Origin of the sequence: Pseudomonas sp. R3.Fl (genome assembly GCF_023516765.1) — a bacterium.
GTDB lineage: Bacteria > Pseudomonadota > Gammaproteobacteria > Pseudomonadales > Pseudomonadaceae > Pseudomonas > Pseudomonas citronellolis.
This window is the reverse complement of sequence record NZ_JAMGSO010000001.1, coordinates 3,990,481-4,008,348: the sequence shown is the minus strand read 5'-3', so window position 1 is coordinate 4,008,348 and position 17,868 is coordinate 3,990,481. Positions and strand designations below refer to the sequence as shown.

Genomic DNA, 17,868 nt, shown 5'->3' with positions numbered 1-17,868 from the left:
CGTGGCTCTTCGTAGGAGCGAGGGGGACGCCTAGTTCTTGCTCGCGAACCGACAGATCACGGTTCCAGCAGCTGTTGAGCCAGGGCGTCGACCTGCTCCTGGCGTTCGCTCTTGTCCACCCGCTTGCGGCCATTCAAGGTCGACCACTCCGGATGCGCCCGCGCCTTGCGCAGCGCCTCGGGCAGCTTGCCCTCGCGCCATTGCTTGTCTTCCGGCGAAGCAACGCGGATCGCCTCCATGGCCGCATGGCCCCGCGCCTGCAATGCCGCCAGCAACTGGCGCTGGCGCAGGGCGAGCAGGCGCAGCACGCTGTCGTCCACCGAGAGTTCGCGCTGGCCCTTGAGCTTGCCCAGCAGGCGCTGGCCGTAATGGCCAACGGTCTGCCAGGCACCTCCGGCCAGGGCGCCGAGGGCGGTGGCGGCGCCCAGGGTCAGGCCGCCCACCAGCAGGTCTATGCCCGCGCCAGCCGCGGCGCCGGCAGCGACTCCGCCACCCAGGCGCACGCCGAGCTGGCGCAGGGTTTCGGGGTTGAACAGATCATCGCCCCAGCGTCCATCCAGCAGCGGCAGATCGGCGGCGCGGGCGTCGTCCTTGCGGAAGGCATAGAGGCGCAGCAGGGCCTGCACGCAGGCTTCCTCGCGCTTGCGCACGCGGTCGCGCAGGGCTTCGGTGGCTTTGCGGATGGCCTCGGCATCGCCCGGAACCATGTCGCGGCAGGCAGCGACGTCCACCAGCAGTTCGGCGATCAGCTTGGCGCCGGCTTCGCGGCGAGCCACGGCCTGGGCCTCGTGGTCCCGGATCAGCCGTTCCAGCTGCGGGCGCGACTTCTCCAGCAGCAGCGCCAGGCTTTCGTAGAGCCGGCGTTCGCCGTCCAGCGGCGGCGCCACGCTGTCGAAGCGCACCAGCGCGTGCAGGCCCAGGCGCGACAGGGCCTCGCGCCATTGCTCCTCGCGGTGGTTGGCGCTGGCGACGAAGTTCAGCACCGGCAGCAGCGGCCGCGCACAGCCGGCTAGCACCGCCAGTTCGTCGCGGTACTTGGCCAGCACCGGTTCGCGGGCGTCGATCACGTAGAGCCCGGCGTCGGATGCCTGCAACTGGCGCAGCACTTTTGCCTCCTGCTCGAAGCGACCGCGCGCCTCGCTGCCGTCGAGGAAGCGGCGCAGCTTCTCCGGGCCATCCAGGCGCTCGCCGGGGCGTTCCAGGGCGTCGAGGAAGTCGCGCAGGGCGATGGCATCCTCCAGGCCCGGCGTGTCGTACAGCTCCAGCAGCGACTCGCCGTCCACCGACAGGCGCGCGCCCTCGACGTGGCGGGTGGTGCTGGGGCGGTGCGAGACCTCGCCGAAGCCGACGTCGCGGGTCAGGGTGCGCAGCAGCGAGGTCTTGCCGACGTTGGTGTGGCCGACCACGGCCAGCCTGAGGAGCTCAGTCATGTCCACTCTCCAGCCAGGCCAGGGGCGATGCGCCGCTGTGCGCCAGGTTCAGCTTGTCGATCGCAGCATGCCAGTCGGCCAGGCGGTCGCTGTCCAGGCCGCTGCCCGCTGGCGGCTGCAGCAGCCAGACGCGGGTGGCGCCGGCGCAGCGCGACAGCTCGGCGATCAGCGCCAGGGTGCCGCGGTCCGGCGAGCGCCGCGGGTCGCAGGCGATGGCCAGGCGCGCCGGCGGGTAGCGGGTCAGCTGTTCCAGCAGGCGGCGGCGTTGCGCGCCATCGTCCAGCACGCCGGCATCGGCCACGCCGGCCGGCAGCTTCGGCGGCCAGGCCTGGCTGTCGTCCAGTTCGATGGCCACCAGCAGGGCGCCATCCGCGCTGGCGGCGGGATTCTGCGCCTGGGGCTCGACCAGGCTGGCCGGCGCGGCATCGTTGACGCCCAGGCGCTCGCTGCTGGGCAGCAGGCGTTCGCGCAGCAGGCTGTAGCCGGGCAGCGAGAGGTCCAGGCGCAACGCCGCGCGGCCGCGGCGCCAGCGCCACAGGCAGAAGGCCCAGAGCAGCAGGCGCGGCAGCAGGCCGTAGACCAGCAGAATGCCCACCAACCAGCCGGCCCAGGCATGGCGCGCCGCCTCGCTGGCCACCAGGGCATCGCCGCTGGCGCGCACCAGTTCGCTGTCCGGCAGCGGGAAGCCCAGCAGCGAAGGCAGTGCGCCGAGGCCCTGGGTGAGGAAAACGAAGGTGTCGCCGCCGAGGATGGTGGTTTCCCAGACGAAGCCGTAGCGCCGCGTCGACAGCAACGCCAGCAGCACCACCATGGCCGCGCCCAAGGCCAGCAGCCACAAACCGTGGACCAGCATGCCCAGCGCCCAGCGCGTCAGACGCTGGCGGCCGAGCAGCACCAGCAACGCCGGCGCCAGTTGCGCGGCGCGGGCATCGCGCGCCAGCTTGCCGCTCAGCCATAGCCAGAGACGGCCCAGGGCGCCGGCCGCCTCGCTGCCGCCAAGGGCGAAACCCGCGGCCCAGCCGAGCAGCATCAGCAGGTCCAGGCCGAGCAGGCTGGCCAGGGCCCAGAACACGTTGACCGGGCGCTGGCCGTCGCCGAGGGCGGCCAGGGCCAGGCCGGCGCCGCTGAGCAGGGCGAGGAAGATCAGCAGGTAGAAGGCCAGTTGCGCACCCTGTTTCCACAGGTGCAGGGCGCTGTCCAGCTCGTCGCGGCCGGCCAGCCACAGGGCGCGGTTCTCGATGCGCCGGGGCAGCTCGCCGCCGGCGGCGATGGCGCGGCGGTTGGCCTCGGCGTCCTCCAGCGGGCCGGCCTGCTCCTCGCGCAGGCGCACGGCTTCGCACAGCCACAGTCGGTCGAAGGCGGAAGGTGGGGCGCTATCGCTCACAGTGTCTCCGGCACGGGTTCCTGGGGCGCAAGCATAACCGCTGTGCCGCGCCGCGTCCGCCCACCGGGGTAACACCGGCGCCCGCCGACCGAACCAAGGAAGGGCTTACCCGGCGCGCCCACGGGTATAGGGTGCAAAAGCCAACCAGAACAACAACAACGAGGCCCGCCATGCTGCGCGTCCTGCCCTGCGCCCTGCTCCTGCTGGCCGCCGCCCACGCGGCGGCCGTGGAAACGCCCCCGGTGCGCCCCTCCGACTGGGGCCCGGACACCCCGCTGATGCAGGCGGTGCCGCCGCGCCAGCTGGACGACAAGGTCGGCCAGCGCGCCTCCGACAGCGACGAGTCGAAGCTGTGGATAAGCCACACCGACTTCCGCCTGCACGACGACATCGGCTTCTTCATCCGCCGCATGCTGATCCGCATGAGCTCCAACGGCCCCAAGGGCACGCCGCTGATGCTCGACGACCCACGGGCCATGATCGCGCGCATCCAGGCCGGCGACATCTTCGTCGCCGACGCCACCCTCGCCACCCTGCTAAACGCCGAACTGCGCAGCGCCGACGCGCCGGTGCGCAACCTGGTCCTGGCCACCCGCAAGGACGGCCAGGAAGTGCGCGGCGAGCTGCTGCGCAAGGGCCGCTGGCGGCCGCTGCGGATGCTCACTGGCATCGAGCAGGCCGGCCCGCTGAAGGTGGCGCTGGTGCCGCAACGCATCTTCGTCGACGGCGTGGACGTCACCCCTTCGCTGAGCGCCGCCTCCATCGAGATGTCCGAGGTGCTGCAACTGCACACCGCGCACATGCAACTGCTCGGCAACCGCATCCTGGTCGACCTCGACGGCCTGTTCCCGCCGCCGCGCCTGGAGTTCGCCGTGAGCAGCCTGAAGCTGGCCGACGGCGGCATGGACCTGCTGCTGGGCGAGGACCTGGCCAGCCTGCAATGGCCGCAGTTGCAGGCGCCGGAGAGCTACATGTTCATCCAGGGCGGCGACATCAAGATGGCCCGCACCATCCTGGTCAAGGCCTACGCCCTGTTCACCAGCCTCAGTCCCGGGCAGCCGCTGCTGTTCAACCTCTACGACTACCGCCGCCAGCTGCAATACGGCGAAATCCGCCTACGCCAGGACGGCATGGTGCACATCGCGGTGTCGCCGGTGAAAGCTCCCGCCCCGCAGGAGAAAGCCCTATGAAGCGCCTGCTGCCCCTGCTCCTCGCCCTGCCCCTGTTCGCCCAGGCGCAAAGCGTCATCGACCGCCAGCAGCAGGAGCTGCAGCTGCTGCGCCAGGGCTGGTTCCAGCAGACGCCGCCGGACGCCGGGCACGCCGCCAGCCGCCCGGGCGGCGTGCGCGATTCCGGCCAGGACGGCGTCGGCCTGCTGCTGCACAACGTGGACATGTACTTCGAGGGCGGCATCGGCTTCCACAGCCCGCAGCTCAAGGGCTGGCTGGTGCCGCTCAAGGCCGGCGCGCCGGTGGATTTCGACCGTCCGCAGGACATGCGCATCCAGGTCACCGAGGGCGAGGTGATCCTCGACCCGCAACAACTGGCCAGCCTGTTCAACGAGCGCATCCTGGCTTATCCACAGAGCATGCTGCGCAATTTCAGCATGAGCATCGACGGCGAGCGCCTGCGCGTCAGCGGCGAGGTGCAACCCCTGGGGATCGGCCCCTGGCTGCCGCTGCGCCTGGCCGGCAGCGTGCGCCTGGAGGGCGACGAGATCCTCTACCAGCCGGACCAGGTCAAGGTCCTCGGCGTGCCGGCCTACGGCGCCATGAGCCTGGTCGGCCTGCATCTGGACTCGCTGGTCGACCTGCAGCGCCCCGGCGCCCTGCTGCGCGACAACGCCATGCGCCTGGACTACCACCAGGTGTTCCCGCTGGTGGGCATCGACGGCAAGGTCGACGCCGCCTGGCTCGATGCGCAGGGCCTGCACCTGCGCTTCGCCCGTCCGGCCGGCAGCCCGCCGCCGCGCTTCGAGCCGCCCACCCTGGCCGGCCCTTCGTACATCTGGCTGCAATCGGGCGACCTGAAGATCTTCGAGATCCTCATCACCTACGCGCAGGTGCTGCTCAAGGCCGAGCAGCCCGGCCAGACGCTGGTGTTCAGCCTCAAGGACTACCGCAAGGTGCTGGCCACCGGCATCACCCAGGTCAACGAGGACGGCACCTTCTTCATGCGCGTGCCGCCCTACGCGAACGACGCGCCGGCCCAGCAGCTGGTATCCTCTGCCACCGATGGATCACCCTGAGCACATGACCGGAGCCACGATGTCCCAAGCCCCTTCCCGCCTGCCGCTGGCGATGATCGCCGCCCTCGCCGAGAACCGCGTGATCGGCATCGACAACCGCCTGCCCTGGCACCTGCCGGCCGACCTCAAGCACTTCAAGGCGCTGACACTGGGCAAGCCGATCATCATGGGCCGCAAGACCTGGGACTCCTTAGGCCGCCCGCTGCCCGGCCGGCTCAACCTGGTGGTCAGCCGCCAGGCCGGCCTGCGGTTGGAAGGCGCCGAGGTGTTCACTTCGCTGGACGCTGCGCTGCAGCGTGCCGATGCCTGGGCGCGGGAGGAGGAAGCCGAGGAGCTGATGCTGATCGGCGGCGCCCAGCTCTACGCCGAGGCCCTGCCCGTGGCCGAGCGCCTGTACCTGACCCGCGTGGCCCTGAGCCCGGCGGGCGACGCGCGCTTCCCCGAGGTGGACGAAAGCCGCTGGCACCTGGCGTCCAGCATCGAGCATGAAGCGACGGCGGAAACACCGGCCTATGCCTTCGAGGTCTGGGACCGCGCTTGAGCGGCTCTTGGCTTGGCAGAAGCGAGCTTGCCCACTGCACCGAGGTGCTTTTCGTAGGATGGGTTGAGCTTGAGAAACCCATGCGGTCTCGGTGATGGGTATCGCTTCGCTCAACCCATCCTACGGGTGTCGCGTTTGCCGGAGGACGTAGGCGGGCTTGCCCGCTTCTACGAAAAGCCGCCGTCCCGTCAGTTGGTCGCCGGCTTCGCCGCCGCGCGGCGGTAGGCCCAGACCATCAGGGCGATGCCGCCGAGGATCATCGGCACGCACAGCAGCTGGCCCATGGTCAGCCAGTCCCAGGCCAGATAGCCCGGGCCGCCGTTGCCGCCGGCGCCCTGGTCGGCGTCGGGCAGGCGGAAGAACTCGACGAAGAAGCGGAAGCAGCCGTAGCAGAGGATGAACAGGCCCGACACCGAGGCGGTCGGCCGCGGCTTGCGCGAGAACATCCAGAGGATGGCGAACAGCACTATGCCTTCCAGGGCGAACTCGTACAGCTGCGACGGGTGGCGCGGCAGCTGCGCCGGGTCGCTGTAGGGCGGGAAGATCATCGCCCAGGGCACGTCGGTGGGCTTGCCCCACAGCTCGGCGTTGATGAAGTTGCCAATGCGCCCGGCGCCCAGGCCGATCGGCACCAGCGGGGCGATGAAGTCCATCAGCTGGAAGAAGCTCTTGCCGTTGCGCTTGCCGAACCACCAGGTGGCCAGCATCACTCCGATCAGCCCGCCGTGGAACGACATGCCGCCTTCCCAGACCTTGAACAGGTTCAGCGGGTTGGCCAGGTAGAAGTCCAGCTTGTAGAACAGCACGTAGCCCAGGCGCCCGCCGAGCACCACGCCGCAGGCGACCCAGAACACCAGGTCGGAGAGCTTCTCCTTGCTCCAGGTCGGGTCGAAGCGGTTCAGTCGGCGCGAGGCCAGCAGCCAGGCGCCGCCGATGCCGATCAGGTACATCAGCCCGTACCAGTGGATCTTCAGGGGGCCGAGCGACACCGCGACGGGGTCGATCTGTGGATAGGGCAGCATCGCTTACTCCTAGGGTTTGATCAGGAAACTCATGCCGATGCAGAACATCAGCAGAGCGAACAGGCGCTTGAGCACCTTGGCCGGCAGGCGGTGCGCCAGGCGCGCGCCGATGCGGGCGAAGAACATGCTGGTGACGGCGATGCCCACCAGCGCCGGCAGGTAGACGAAGCCGAGGCTCCACTGCGGCAGCTCGGGCCGGTGCCAGCCGACCATGATGAAAGAAATCGCCCCGGCGATGGCGATGGGCAGACCGCAGGCCGAGGACGTAGCCACCGCCTGCTGCATGGAGACGCCGCGCCAGGACAGGAAAGGCACGGTCAGCGAGCCGCCGCCGATGCCGAAGATCGCCGAGGCCCAGCCGATGAAGCCGCCGGCCACGCCCAACCCGCCCTTGCCCGGCAGGCTGCCGCCGGCCTTGGGTTGCAGGCCCAGGGTCATCTGGATGGAGATGAGCACGGCGAAGACGCCGATGATCTTCTGCAGCACCGCTCCCTTGATGGCCGAGGCGGTCAGCGCGCCCAGGGCGCTGCCGACGACGATGCCCACGGTCATCCACAGGAACACCGGCCAGAGCACCGCGCCACGGCGATGGTGCTCGAGGATGGAATTGACCGAGGTGAAGACGATGGTCGCCAGCGAGGTGCCCACCGCCATCTGCGTCAGCACCTCGACGGGAAAGCCATGGGCGGTGAAGCTGAACACCAGCACCGGGACGATGATCAGGCCACCGCCGACGCCGAACAACCCGGCCAGCACGCCCGCGCAGGCACCCAGCACCAGGTAGAGAAGGAACTCCATGGAGACCTCGGGTGGCAAAAGCGGCATGGTACCGAAAATGCGCCGGCGACGGCAGCCGCCCGCGGTGCGACGGACCTTTTGGTACCGAAATGAAGGAAATTTCATCGTGCGCCGCGCCCGGACGACGGCGGCTATTGAGTTGCCACCGCCAGTTACCTACCCTGCCAGGACCACCACCGCAGGGCCCTGCCCCATGTGCCTGATCGTCCTTGCCTGGCGCCCCGGACACGCCATGCCGCTGATAGTCGCGGCCAACCGCGACGAGTTCTATGCCCGCCCCACCCTGCCGCTGGCGGCGTGGGAGGATGCGCCGGGCGTCTATGCCGGGCGCGATCTGGAGGCCGGGGGTACCTGGATGGGCCTGGGGCCTGGCGGGCGCTTCGCGGCGCTGACCAACGTGCGTGATCCCGGCCAGCCGCTGGGGCCGCGCTCCCGCGGCGAGCTGGTGGCCGGTTTTCTGCGTGGCCGTCAGGCGCCGCTGGACTACCTGGCCGAGGTGCAGCGCCGCGCCGCCGAGTATTCCGGCTTCAATCTGCTGGTCGGCGATGCCCGCCAGCTCTGCTACTTCAACCCCCGCGATGGCGAGCCACAGGAGTTGCCGGCCGGGCTGCATGGGCTGTCCAACGCCTCGCTGGACACGCCCTGGCCAAAGCTGCTGCGTGCCCGCGCCGCGCTGGAGGAACACCTCGACGAAGCCGAACCCGGGGCATTGCTGGGGCTGCTCGGCGACCACGAGCGCCCCGGCGACGAACGGCTGCCGGAAACCGGCGTCGGCCTGGCCACCGAGCGCCTGCTGTCCAGCGTGTTCATCGCCAGCGCCAACTACGGCACCCGCGCCAGCAGCGTGCTGCGCGTGCATGCCGATGGGCGCCGGGAGTTCATCGAGCGCAGCTTCGGGCCGGAGGGGGCCCATCTGGGCGAAGTGCGCCTGGAGCTCAACGCCTAGGGAAGGTTGGTTTTGTAGGAGCGAGCTTGCTCGCGAACGAACCCCGCTGCGAAGTCCGTTCGCGAGCAAGCTCGCTCCTACGAAAAGCATCCCGGCGCCCAGGCGGCGGCGTATAACCGCGAACGGTTATACGCCCTACGGTTCCTGGGAAGCACGGACGTAGGAGCGGACTCCGTCCGCGATGGCCAACCTACCGCGCCAATCCCATGTAGGAGCGCGCCCTGCGCGCGAAATCGCGGGCAGGGTCCGCTCCTGCGCCTAGCACACCTCGATGGCGTCGCGCAGGCGCTTGGCCCGGTAGAGGGCGTCGTCCAGGCGGCGCAGCAGGTTTTCCAGGGGTTCGGCGCGGCGCATGCCGGCCAGAGCGAAGCTGGCGGTGAGCGGTTGTTCCAGGTCGGTGCAGGCCTCGCGGATATGCAGGCGCAGGCGCTCGGCCAGGCGGCTGGCGGAGGCCACCGGGGTGTTGGGCAGCAGTACGATGAATTCCTCGCCGCCCCAGCGGGCGAAGCAGTCTTCTTCGCGCAAGGTCTGGCGCACCGCCTGGGTCACCGTCACCAGCACGCGGTCGCCGACGGGATGGCCCAGCAGGTCGTTGATGCGCTTGAAGTGGTCGAGGTCGAACATCAGCAGGCTGACCGGCTGGTCGTGGCGCTGCAGGCGCTGCCATTCCTGCTGCAGGCTGCTTTCGAAGCGGCGCCGGTTGAAGATCTGCGTCAGCGGGTCGGTCTCGCTCAGGCGCACCGCCACCGCGGCCTGTTCGGCCAGGGCCAGGTTGGCCTGGCGCAGGGCCTCGGTGCGTTGTTCGACCAGTTGCTCCAAATTGCGGTTGAGTTCGTGCAGTTCCTCGTTGCGCCGTTTCAGTTCCAGCTCGATCAGCTTGCGCTCGTGGATGTTGTGGTGGGCGCCGATCATCCGTGTAGCGCGGCCCTCGTCGTCGAATTCGACGAAGCGGCCGTGATCCCTTATCCACAGGTACTCGCCGTTGGCGCAAAGGCAGCGGTACTCCTCGGCGTAGGCCGCCTGCCGGCCGTCCAGGTAGGCCTGGAAGCTGCGCATGACGCGGGGGAAGTCGTCCGGATGGATCACCGAGTGCCAGGTGGCGACGTTTTCCGGCAGGCCATCGATGGGGTAGCCGAGCATGCGGTACCAGCCGGGGCTGCGCTTGACGTCGTCGTTGCGGATGTCCCAGTCCCAGATGCCGTCGCTGACGATCTCCAGGGCATAGCGCAGGGTCTTCTCGATGGCTTCGCGGTCGCCCGCGAGCGCTTGCTGCTCGTCCATAAGCCTTCTCCCGGCACTGCCGGTTGTACAGGGCCCCGGGGACGACTCAGCTCCGGGGAGGGCAGCGCTCCAGGCTCAGCCCTGGACGGTCGCCGCCGGGTTGATCACCCGGCCGAGGCCGAGATTGCGCAATGCCAGGTGCAGGGAGCTGTGGATCACCTGCGGGTTGTCGAAGGTCATCAGTTGGCCGAGCAGCTCGCGGGCCTTGCCCAGGGTGATCTGGCGCAGCAGCCACTTCACCTTGGGCAGGTTGGTGGCGTTCATCGACAGCGAGTCGAAGCCCATGGCCATCAGCAGCACCGCGGCCGCCGGGTCGCCGGCCATCTCGCCGCAGATGCTCACCGGCTTGCCTTCGGCGTGGGCGTCGTCGACCACCTTCTTCAGCGCCTGCAGCACCGCCGGGTGCAGGTAGTCGTAGAGGTCGGCCACGCGCGGGTTGTTGCGGTCCACCGCCAGCAGGTACTGGGTCAGGTCGTTGGAGCCGACCGAGAGGAAGTCCACCTGGCGCGACAGTTCGCGGGTCTGGTACACCGCCGCGGGGATCTCCACCATCATGCCGATCGGCGGCATGGGGATGTCCACGCCTTCGTCGCGGATCTCGCCCCAGGCGCGGTGGATCAGGTGCAGCGCCTCTTCCAGCTCGTGGGTGCCGGAGATCATCGGCAGCAGGATGCGCAGGTTGTTCAGGCCCTCGCTGGCCTTGAGCATGGCGCGGGTCTGCACCAGGAAGATTTCCGGGTGGTCGAGGGTGACGCGGATGCCGCGCCAGCCGAGGAATGGGTTGTCTTCCTTGATCGGGAAGTAGGACAGCGCCTTGTCGCCGCCGATGTCCAGGGTGCGCATGGTCACCGGCAGCGGGTGGAAGGCCGAGAGCTGCTCGCGGTAGATCGCCAGCTGCTCCTTTTCGCTGGGAAAGCGGTCGTTGATCATGAACGGCACTTCCGTGCGGTACAGGCCAACGCCCTCGGCGCCGCGCTCCTGGGCGCGGGCCACGTCGGCCAGCAGGCCGGTGTTGACCCACAGCGGCATGCGGTGGCCGTCGAGGGTCTCGCAGGGCAGCTCGCGCAGCGCGGCCAGGCCCTTGCTCAGTTCCTTCTCTTCGGCGACCACTTCGCCGTACTGCTTGACCAGCTGCGGCGACGGGTTGGTGTAGATCTCGCCGTGGTAGCCGTCGACGATCAGGTCGATGCCGTCGACCTTGGAATACGGCAGGTCGACCGCGCCCATCACCGTGGGGATGCCCATGGCGCGGGCGAGGATGGCCACGTGGGAGTTGCCCGAGCCGAGCACCGAGATCAGCCCCACCAGCTTGCCCTCGGGCACCTCGCCGAGCATCGCCGGGGACAGTTCCTCGCTGACGATGATGGTCTGGTCCGGGTAGGTGAGGGTCTGCTTACGTTCTTCCTGCAGATAGGCGAGGATGCGCCGGCCGATGTCCTTGACGTCGGAGGCGCGCTCGCGCAGGTAGGCGTCGTCCATCAGCTCGAAGCGTGCGACGTGTTCCATCACTACCTGGCGCAGGGCGCCCTGGGCCCACTGGCCGGAGCGGATGATGCGCTTGACCTCCTGGCCGATGGAGGCGTCGTCGAGCATCATCAGGTAGACGTCGAACAGCGCGCGCTCTTCCTTGCGCAGCTGGGTGGCCAGCTTGCTGGAGAGGTTGCGCATGTCTTCGCGGACGGCTTCCAGGGCCTGCTTGAACAGCTCGACCTCGGCCTCGACGTCGTCGATGGGCTTGTCCGGGACCACTTCCAGGTCGGCCGGCGGCAGCACCACCACGGCCTTGCCCACGGCCACGCCGGGGGCGCCGGGCACGCCGACGAACTTGGCTTCCTGGATGCCCTTGCCGAGCTTGCCCAGGCCGCGGATCGAACCGGTGGCCTCGGCGTGGGCGATGACCCCGGCCAGCTGCGCGCTCATGGTCACCAGGAAGGCTTCCTCGCCTTCGTCGAACTGGCGCTTTTCCTTCTGCTGCACCACCAGCACGCCCATCACCCGGCGGTGGTGAATGATGGGGGCACCGAGGAAGGAGGCGTAGCGTTCCTCGCCAGTCTCGGCGAAGTAGCGGTAGCGCGGGTGCTCGGAGGCGTTCTCCAGGTTCAGCGGCTCCTCGCGGGTGCCGACCAGGCCCACCAGGCCCTCGTTGGGGGCCATGCTGACCTTGCCGATGGAGCGCTTGTTCAGGCCCTCGGTGGCCATCAGGACGAAGCGGTTGGTCTCGGCGTCGAGCAGATAGACCGAGCACACCTGGGTGCCCATGGCTTCCTTGACCCGCTGCACGATGATGCCCAGCGCCGCCCTCAGGTCCTTGGCGGCGTTCACTTCCTGGACGATCTTGCGCAGCGTGTTGAGCATGCTCAGGGCCTTATCTCCTCTTCAGTCCCGCGCCAGAAGGCGCGGCGCCAGTTCCTTCAGGGCGCGCCGGTAGACCTCGCGCTTGAAGGTCACCACCTGCCCCAGGGGGTACCAGTAACTTACCCAGCGCCAGCCATCGAATTCCGGCTTGCCGGTCACATCCATGCGTACCCGGTTCTCGTCGCCGGTGAGGCGCAGCAGGAACCACTTCTGTTTCTGGCCGATGCACAGCGGCTGGCTGTTGGTACGCACCAGCCGCTGCGGCAGACGATAGCGCAACCAGCCGCGGGTGCAGGCGAGAATGCGCACATCCTGCTCCTCCAGGCCGACTTCCTCGTTCAACTCACGGAACAGCGCCTCTTCAGGAGTTTCCCGGGCGTTGATGCCGCCCTGCGGGAACTGCCAGGCCTCCTGGTTGATGCGCCGCGCCCACAGAACCTGACCGGCCTCGTTGGAGAGGATGATGCCGACATTGGGGCGAAAACCATCGGGATCGATCACGGCGGTACATCCTCGAAAACGCGTGTGCCCGCATTGTTCCACAAAGCCTGTGACAGCGGCAACGCGAGGCTTGGCGCGCATGGGCAGGGCCGGCAAAAGCCGTTACTCTAGGCGACTTTTCCGCTTTCGCAATTAATGGTGAACCATGGCGCGTCTGGCCCTTTTCGACCTCGACAACACTCTGCTGGCCGGCGACAGCGACCACAGCTGGGGCGAATGGCTGTGCCAGCGCGGCCTGGTCGACGCCGGCGAATACCAGGCGCGCAACGATGCCTTCTATGCCGACTACCAGGCCGGCACCCTGGACGTGTTCGCCTACCAGGCCTTCACCCAGGCGATCCTCGGCCGCAACAGCCTGGAGCAGCTGGCCGTCTGGCATCGCCAGTTCATGGAGGAGGTCATCGAGCCGATCATCCTGCCCCGCGGCGAAGCCCTGCTGGCCGAGCACCGCGCCGCCGGCGACCGCCTGGTGATCATCACCGCCACCAACCGCTTCGTCACCGGCCCCATCGCCGAGCGCCTGGGCGTGGAAACGCTGATCGCCACCGAGTGCGAGATGCGCGACGGCCTCTACACCGGCCGCACCTTCGACGTGCCCTGCTTCCAGGGCGGCAAGGTGACCCGCCTGCAGCGCTGGCTGCAGGAAACCGGCATGAGCCTGGACGGCAGCTACTTCTACAGCGACTCGCGCAACGACCTGCCGCTGCTGGAAGTGGTGGCCCACCCGGTGGCGGTCGACCCGGACGAGGTCCTGCGCACCACCGCCCAGGAGCGCGGCTGGCCGGTGCTCAGCCTGCGCGACTGAGGCGCCTCACAGCGGCTTGTTGACCATCAGCCAGAAGATCGCCAGGAAGGCCAGGAACGCCGGCCAGCCCAAGGCGAACCACCAGCGCATATAGAAGAAGGCCTGCGGCGGCAACGCGGTTCCCGCCGCCGTCGCCGCCTCGGCCAGGTCGCGCACGCGAATCTGCAGCCACACCACCGGCAACCAGCAGAGCCCGGCGAACACGTACAGCCCCAGGCTCCACAGCAGCCAGCCCTGCGCCAGCGGCCAGCCGGCCCAGTACGCCAGGCCCAGGCCGCTGAGCGGCTGGAACACGGCGCTGGTGGCGATGAACAGCCAGTCGGCGCTGACCAGGTGGCGGAAGGTCGTGGCGATGACCTGCAGCTGCCCGCTGCGCCAGGCCCGCCAGGCGTAGTAGGCCGAGCCCAGGCCGGTGCCGAACAGCAGGGTGGCGGTCAGGATGTGCAGGGTCTTGAGCAGCAGGTAGGGACTCATCGGCGCTCCATCGCCATCGGATTCACAGTGGCTTGGCCAGCATCAGCGCCAGTATCGCCAGCCAGCTGAGCAGGGCCAGGGCGAAGAACGCCGCGCCGAAGCGCAGCTCGCGCACCACGCGCTCGGCCAGCGGCTCGCCGCTGTCGCGGGCGCTCGCCGCCAGGGCGCGGATGCGCCACAGGCGGCTGGTGAACAGCAGCCAGAAGATCGCCACCAGGATCAGCAGGCAGGCGCTGGCCAGCAGCCAGGTCTGCCCCAGCGGGAAGCCGGCGCGGTGGACCATCTGCCAGCCGGTCAGCGGCAGGCTGACGACGCTGCCGGCCACCAGCACCCAGGCCGCCAGGCCGATGCGCAGCAGCGCCTTGGCCAGCGCGCCGGCATCCCCGCCGCGCCAGCTGCGCCAGCCGTACCAGGCGAGGCCGGCGATGGCCAGCAGCGGCACGGCCACGGCGACGCCGTGGAGGATCTTGAGGGTCTGGTAGGTTTCCATGCGGGCGGTCCCTGTCGCGATTCGGGCTGTTCCATCAGCCTAGCAGTGCTGCCAGCCGGTGGACCGCACTGGGACAGCGGAGGCTGCCCCGGCGTTCCCCGGCGGCCCTTCGGCTCAGCCGAGGAATAGCCTGTAGGCCGGGTTTTCGGTCTCGTCCCAGTAGGGATAGCCGATTTCCTCCAGCGCCTGCGCCACCAGGTGGCGCTCCTCCTCCGGCACCTGCAGGCCGGCGACCACGCGGCCGTCGGCGGCGCCGTGGTTGCGGTAGTGAAACATGGTGATGTTCCAGCGCCCGCCGAGCTTGTTGAGGAAGTTGAACAGCGCGCCGGGGCGCTCGGGGAACTCGAAGCGGAACACCTGCTCGTCGCTGACCCGCGGCGAATGGCCGCCGACCATGTGGCGGATGTGCAGCTTGGCCAGTTCGTTGTCGGTCAGGTCCAGCACCGGGAAGCCCTGCTCGCGCAGCTGCTCGACCAGCACCGCGCGCGGGTCGCTGTCCGGGTGGGTCTGCACGCCGACGAAGATGTGCGCTTCGCTGTCGGTGTTGTAGCGGTAGTTGAACTCGGTGATCTGGCGCTTGCCGATAGCCTCGCAGAAGGCCTTGAAGCTGCCCGGGCGCTCGGGGATGGTCACGGCGATGATGGCTTCGCGCTTCTCGCCCAGCTCGGCGCGCTCGGCCACGTGGCGCAGGCGGTCGAAGTTGATGTTGGCGCCGGAATCGATGGCCACCAGAGTCTGCCCGCGGGCGTTGTCGCGCTCGACGTACTTCTTGATCCCGGCCACGGCCAGGGCGCCGGCGGGCTCGGTGATGGAGCGGGTGTCGTCGTAGATGTCCTTGATCGCCGCGCAGATTTCGTCGGTGCTGACGGTGATCACTTCGTCGACGTACCGCTTGCAGATGTCGAAGGTGTGCTGGCCGATCTGCGCCACCGCCACGCCGTCGGCGAACAGCCCGACCTGGCTCAGCACCACGCGCTCGCCGGCGACCATGGCGGCCTGCAGGCAGTTGGAGTCATCCGGCTCGACACCGATGACTTTCACTTCCGGGCGCAGGTACTTCACGTAGGCGGCGATGCCGGCGATCAGCCCGCCGCCGCCCACCGGCACGAAGATGGCGTCCAGGCGGCCCGGGTGCTGGCGGAGGATCTCCATGGCCACGGTGCCTTGCCCTGCGATCACGTCCGGATCGTCGTAGGGGTGGATGTAGACGTAGCCCTTCTCTTCCACCAGCTTCAGCGAATACGCCAGCGCCTCGGGGAAGGCGTCGCCGTGCAGCACCGCCTTGCCGCCGCGGGCGCGCACGCCCTGGACCTTCAGCTCGGGCGTGGTGCGCGGCATCACGATGGTCGCCTTCACCCCCAGCTCCTTCGCCGCCAGGGCCACGCCCTGGGCGTGGTTGCCGGCCGAGGCGGTGACCACGCCGCGCGCCAGTTCCTCGCGGCTCAGCTGCGCCAGCTTGTTGTAGGCGCCGCGGATCTTGAAGGAGAACACCGGCTGCAGGTCCTCGCGCTTGAGCAGCACCTGGTTGTCCAGGCGCTCGGAGAGGCGACGGGCCGGTTGCAGGGGCGTTTCCTCGGCGACGTCGTAGACGCGCGAGGTGAGGATCTTCTTGACGTACTGTTCGAGCATCGGGGCGGGCTTCGCAGGGACGGGGCACAAAGCCGGCAGTCTACTCCAGTCGGCGGCGGCCGGGAGCGGCGAATCCACATTCGCCCGGCGGCCCCGCTATAATCCGCGCCCCAAGCCCTCTTTGCCGGAACCCAGAGATGAACCAGGACCAGCTCAAGCAGGCCGTGGCCCAGGCCGCCGTCGACCACATCCTCCCGCACCTCGACAGCAAGAGCATCGTCGGCGTCGGCACCGGCTCCACCGCCAACTTCTTCATCGACCTGCTGGCCAGGCACAAGGCCGAGTTCGACGGCGCCGTGGCCAGCTCCGAGGCCACCGCCCAGCGCCTGAAGGGCCACGGCATCCCGGTCTACGACCTGAACAGCGTCAGCGAGCTGGAGTTCTACGTCGACGGCGCCGACGAGAGCAACGAGCGCCTGGAGCTGATCAAGGGCGGCGGCGCCGCACTGACCCGCGAGAAGATAGTCGCGGCCGTGGCCAAGCAGTTCGTCTGCATCGCCGACCAGAGCAAGCTGGTGCCCCTGCTCGGCGCCTTCCCGCTGCCGGTGGAAGTCATCCCCATGGCCCGCAGCCACGTGGCCCGCCAACTGGTCAAGCTGGGCGGCGACCCGGTCTACCGCGACGGCGTGCTGACCGACAACGGCAACATCATCCTCGACGTGCACAACCTGCGCATCGACAGCCCGGTGGCCCTGGAAGAGAAGATCAACAACATCGTCGGCGTGGTCACCGTGGGCCTGTTCGCCGCGCGCCCGGCCGACCTGCTGCTGCTCGGCACCGCCGAGGGCGTGAAGACGCTCAAGGCCTGATCTCGTCGCGCCCATGGACGGGCGCCCGGCAACGACTAGGCTTAGGCTGTTCGCGCAACGCGCCGGAGGCCGCCATGTCCGCAAAATACCATCTGAAGAAGGCCAGCGACGGCCAGTTCCATTTCACCCTGCACGCCAGCAACGGCGAGGTCGTGCTCAGCAGCGAGCTGTACCGGGCCAAGACCTCGGCCATCGAAGGCATCGAGTCGGTGCGCAGGAACTCGCAGCGCGACGGCGCCTTCGAGCTGAAGGAGGCTAGCAACGGCAAGCACTACTTCGTGCTCAAGGCCAGCAATGGCCAGGTGGTCGGGCAGAGCCAGATGTACGCCAGCCAGGCCAACGCCGAGAACGGCGTCGCCTCGGTGAAGCGCTACGCGCCGGACGCCGGGATCAGCGACGACAGCTGAGCCGCCTCAGTCGGCCAGCAGCGCCACGCCCCAGGGCTTGGAGTCGATCCGCAGGCGCCGCGGCCGTGGCGCGGCGGGCGGCGCTTGGCGCTCCAGCTGCGCCAGGCAGGCCTCGGGATCGTCCAGCGGCAACTCCCCCAGCACTTCCAGCGGCAGTTCCCACCAGCGGCTGGCCAGCAGGCGCTCGATCACTTCCGGCGGGAAGCGGTAGCGGATCACCCGCGCCGGCGTCCCGGCCACGATCGCGTAGGGCGGCACGTCGGCATTCACCAGGGATTGCGCGCCAATCACGGCCCCGGTGCCCACGTTAACGCCGTCGAGGATCAGCACGTCGCGGCCGATCCACACGTCATGCCCTAGCGAGGCCGGCCGCCACGGCGCTTCGCGCACCAGGGGCCGGCGAACCAGCTTGGGGTTGACCGGGAAGTTGTGCGTGGTCAGCCAGTCGACGGGGTGGGAGTGGCGCCCCTGGCCGATCACCACGCCGGTGGCGATCGAGCAGTAGCGGCCGATCCGCGCCACGTCGAGGAACTCGCAGCCGCTGACGGCATCGGTGTGCGCGCCTATCTCCAGCTCGCGCGAGTAGATCTTCGCCTTGCCCAGCTTCACCCCCGGCTCCAGGGTCAGGCGCGCGCCGTCGCGCAGCGACTTGATCCCGCCGGCCAGGCGGCAGCCGTGTTCGCTCAGCGCCTTGTTCAGGCGGCGGTTGATCAGGGCTTCGCGGATGATGTTCAAGGTCGCTCCAGGG

At 69.1% G+C, this 17,868-nt stretch carries 18 protein-coding genes; 7 read left to right on the top strand and 11 right to left on the bottom strand.

The window, feature by feature from the left end; all coding sequences use genetic code 11:
- Positions 1 to 56: 56 nt before the first annotated feature.
- Positions 57 to 1,430, bottom strand: a complete 1,374-nt coding sequence (locus tag M8R19_RS17700) for a GTPase/DUF3482 domain-containing protein (protein WP_249918455.1) — start codon at positions 1,428 to 1,430, stop codon at positions 57 to 59.
- Positions 1,423 to 2,814 (bottom strand): DUF2868 domain-containing protein, encoded by a 1,392-nt coding sequence (locus M8R19_RS17695; protein WP_249918454.1) that lies wholly within the window; start codon positions 2,812 to 2,814, stop codon positions 1,423 to 1,425. Before M8R19_RS17695 ends, M8R19_RS17700 begins: the two co-directional genes overlap by 8 nt.
- Positions 2,815 to 2,984: 170 nt before the next feature.
- Between M8R19_RS17695 and M8R19_RS17690 the strand changes: the two genes are divergently transcribed.
- From M8R19_RS17690 to M8R19_RS17680, 3 genes are read left to right on the top strand one after another with little or no spacing between them, the layout of a single operon-like run.
- Positions 2,985 to 4,004 (top strand): hypothetical protein, encoded by a 1,020-nt coding sequence (locus M8R19_RS17690; protein ID WP_249918453.1) that lies wholly within the window; start codon positions 2,985 to 2,987, stop codon positions 4,002 to 4,004.
- The gene (locus tag M8R19_RS17685) at positions 4,001 to 5,062 is read left to right on the top strand and encodes a hypothetical protein (protein ID WP_249918452.1); all 1,062 of its coding nucleotides are present in this window, start codon (positions 4,001 to 4,003) and stop codon (positions 5,060 to 5,062) included. Before M8R19_RS17690 ends, M8R19_RS17685 begins: the two co-directional genes overlap by 4 nt.
- A gap of 19 nt (positions 5,063 to 5,081) precedes the next feature.
- Entirely contained in the window at positions 5,082 to 5,603 is a 522-nt protein-coding gene (locus M8R19_RS17680; RefSeq protein ID WP_249918451.1) for a dihydrofolate reductase, read from the top strand.
- Positions 5,604 to 5,791: 188 nt separating this feature from the next.
- Here M8R19_RS17680 and lgt read toward each other — a convergent pair whose 3' ends face one another.
- Positions 5,792 to 6,625 carry a prolipoprotein diacylglyceryl transferase gene (gene lgt / locus M8R19_RS17675; RefSeq protein WP_074980323.1) on the bottom strand — a complete coding sequence of 278 codons (834 nt, stop codon included), beginning with the start codon at positions 6,623 to 6,625 and terminating at the stop codon, positions 5,792 to 5,794.
- A gap of 9 nt (positions 6,626 to 6,634) precedes the next feature.
- On the bottom strand, positions 6,635 to 7,423 hold the full coding sequence (locus M8R19_RS17670) for a sulfite exporter TauE/SafE family protein (protein ID WP_249918450.1): 789 nt from the start codon (positions 7,421 to 7,423) through the stop codon (positions 6,635 to 6,637).
- A gap of 193 nt (positions 7,424 to 7,616) precedes the next feature.
- Between M8R19_RS17670 and M8R19_RS17665 the strand changes: the two genes are divergently transcribed.
- On the top strand, positions 7,617 to 8,369 hold the full coding sequence (locus tag M8R19_RS17665; RefSeq protein WP_249918449.1) for an NRDE family protein: 753 nt from the start codon (positions 7,617 to 7,619) through the stop codon (positions 8,367 to 8,369).
- Positions 8,370 to 8,627: 258 nt separating this feature from the next.
- Here M8R19_RS17665 and M8R19_RS17660 read toward each other — a convergent pair whose 3' ends face one another.
- The 3 genes from M8R19_RS17660 to M8R19_RS17650 all read right to left on the bottom strand — a co-directional run bounded on the left by M8R19_RS17660 (position 8,628) and on the right by M8R19_RS17650 (position 12,506).
- Positions 8,628 to 9,650 carry a sensor domain-containing diguanylate cyclase gene (locus M8R19_RS17660; RefSeq protein ID WP_249918448.1) on the bottom strand — a complete coding sequence of 341 codons (1,023 nt, stop codon included), beginning with the start codon at positions 9,648 to 9,650 and terminating at the stop codon, positions 8,628 to 8,630.
- A gap of 75 nt (positions 9,651 to 9,725) precedes the next feature.
- A complete protein-coding gene (gene ptsP / locus M8R19_RS17655; protein WP_074980326.1) occupies positions 9,726 to 12,005 on the bottom strand; it encodes a phosphoenolpyruvate--protein phosphotransferase in 2,280 nt (759 codons plus the stop codon).
- Positions 12,006 to 12,026: 21 nt separating this feature from the next.
- On the bottom strand, positions 12,027 to 12,506 hold the full coding sequence (locus M8R19_RS17650; RefSeq protein ID WP_009613927.1) for an RNA pyrophosphohydrolase: 480 nt from the start codon (positions 12,504 to 12,506) through the stop codon (positions 12,027 to 12,029).
- 145 nt (positions 12,507 to 12,651) lie between these two features.
- Between M8R19_RS17650 and M8R19_RS17645 the strand changes: the two genes are divergently transcribed.
- Positions 12,652 to 13,311: a histidinol-phosphatase gene (locus M8R19_RS17645; RefSeq protein ID WP_116425133.1), complete on the top strand. Its 660-nt coding sequence runs from the start codon at positions 12,652 to 12,654 to the stop codon at positions 13,309 to 13,311.
- Positions 13,312 to 13,317: 6 nt separating this feature from the next.
- Here M8R19_RS17645 and M8R19_RS17640 read toward each other — a convergent pair whose 3' ends face one another.
- The 3 genes from M8R19_RS17640 to ilvA all read right to left on the bottom strand — a co-directional run bounded on the left by M8R19_RS17640 (position 13,318) and on the right by ilvA (position 15,934).
- Complete coding sequence (locus tag M8R19_RS17640; RefSeq protein WP_074980328.1) at positions 13,318 to 13,785, bottom strand: DUF2269 family protein; 468 nt, start codon at positions 13,783 to 13,785, stop codon at positions 13,318 to 13,320.
- Between the two features lie 22 nt (positions 13,786 to 13,807).
- Positions 13,808 to 14,275 (bottom strand): DUF2269 domain-containing protein, encoded by a 468-nt coding sequence (locus M8R19_RS17635; protein WP_249918447.1) that lies wholly within the window; start codon positions 14,273 to 14,275, stop codon positions 13,808 to 13,810.
- 114 nt (positions 14,276 to 14,389) lie between these two features.
- A complete protein-coding gene (ilvA, locus tag M8R19_RS17630; RefSeq protein WP_258872510.1) occupies positions 14,390 to 15,934 on the bottom strand; it encodes a threonine ammonia-lyase, biosynthetic in 1,545 nt (514 codons plus the stop codon).
- Between the two features lie 107 nt (positions 15,935 to 16,041).
- Here ilvA and rpiA point away from each other — a divergent pair, with 107 nt between their 5' ends.
- Positions 16,042 to 16,713 carry a ribose-5-phosphate isomerase RpiA gene (gene rpiA / locus M8R19_RS17625; RefSeq protein WP_043317469.1) on the top strand — a complete coding sequence of 224 codons (672 nt, stop codon included), beginning with the start codon at positions 16,042 to 16,044 and terminating at the stop codon, positions 16,711 to 16,713.
- A gap of 74 nt (positions 16,714 to 16,787) precedes the next feature.
- Positions 16,788 to 17,120, top strand: a complete 333-nt coding sequence (locus M8R19_RS17620) for a YegP family protein (protein WP_074980331.1) — start codon at positions 16,788 to 16,790, stop codon at positions 17,118 to 17,120.
- Between the two features lie 6 nt (positions 17,121 to 17,126).
- Here the strand turns inward: M8R19_RS17620 and M8R19_RS17615 are convergent, their stop codons facing one another.
- Positions 17,127 to 17,855 (bottom strand): CatB-related O-acetyltransferase, encoded by a 729-nt coding sequence (locus M8R19_RS17615; RefSeq protein WP_061563066.1) that lies wholly within the window; start codon positions 17,853 to 17,855, stop codon positions 17,127 to 17,129.
- Positions 17,856 to 17,868 lie beyond the last annotated feature (13 nt).

Coding starts and splice junctions, on each gene's coding strand:
- rpiA (WP_043317469.1), top strand. CDS start 16,042: ATGAACCAGGACCAGCTCAAGCAGGCCGTGGCCCAGGCCGCCGTCGAC.
- M8R19_RS17645 (WP_116425133.1), top strand. CDS start 12,652: ATGGCGCGTCTGGCCCTTTTCGACCTCGACAACACTCTGCTGGCCGGC.
- M8R19_RS17680 (WP_249918451.1), top strand. CDS start 5,082: ATGTCCCAAGCCCCTTCCCGCCTGCCGCTGGCGATGATCGCCGCCCTC.
- ptsP (WP_074980326.1), bottom strand. CDS start 12,005: ATGCTCAACACGCTGCGCAAGATCGTCCAGGAAGTGAACGCCGCCAAG.
- M8R19_RS17635 (WP_249918447.1), bottom strand. CDS start 14,275: ATGGAAACCTACCAGACCCTCAAGATCCTCCACGGCGTCGCCGTGGCC.
- M8R19_RS17700 (WP_249918455.1), bottom strand. CDS start 1,430: ATGACTGAGCTCCTCAGGCTGGCCGTGGTCGGCCACACCAACGTCGGC.
- lgt (WP_074980323.1), bottom strand. CDS start 6,625: ATGCTGCCCTATCCACAGATCGACCCCGTCGCGGTGTCGCTCGGCCCC.
- M8R19_RS17660 (WP_249918448.1), bottom strand. CDS start 9,650: ATGGACGAGCAGCAAGCGCTCGCGGGCGACCGCGAAGCCATCGAGAAG.
- M8R19_RS17640 (WP_074980328.1), bottom strand. CDS start 13,785: ATGAGTCCCTACCTGCTGCTCAAGACCCTGCACATCCTGACCGCCACC.
- M8R19_RS17670 (WP_249918450.1), bottom strand. CDS start 7,423: ATGGAGTTCCTTCTCTACCTGGTGCTGGGTGCCTGCGCGGGCGTGCTG.
- M8R19_RS17620 (WP_074980331.1), top strand. CDS start 16,788: ATGTCCGCAAAATACCATCTGAAGAAGGCCAGCGACGGCCAGTTCCAT.
- M8R19_RS17665 (WP_249918449.1), top strand. CDS start 7,617: ATGTGCCTGATCGTCCTTGCCTGGCGCCCCGGACACGCCATGCCGCTG.
- M8R19_RS17690 (WP_249918453.1), top strand. CDS start 2,985: ATGCTGCGCGTCCTGCCCTGCGCCCTGCTCCTGCTGGCCGCCGCCCAC.
- M8R19_RS17685 (WP_249918452.1), top strand. CDS start 4,001: ATGAAGCGCCTGCTGCCCCTGCTCCTCGCCCTGCCCCTGTTCGCCCAG.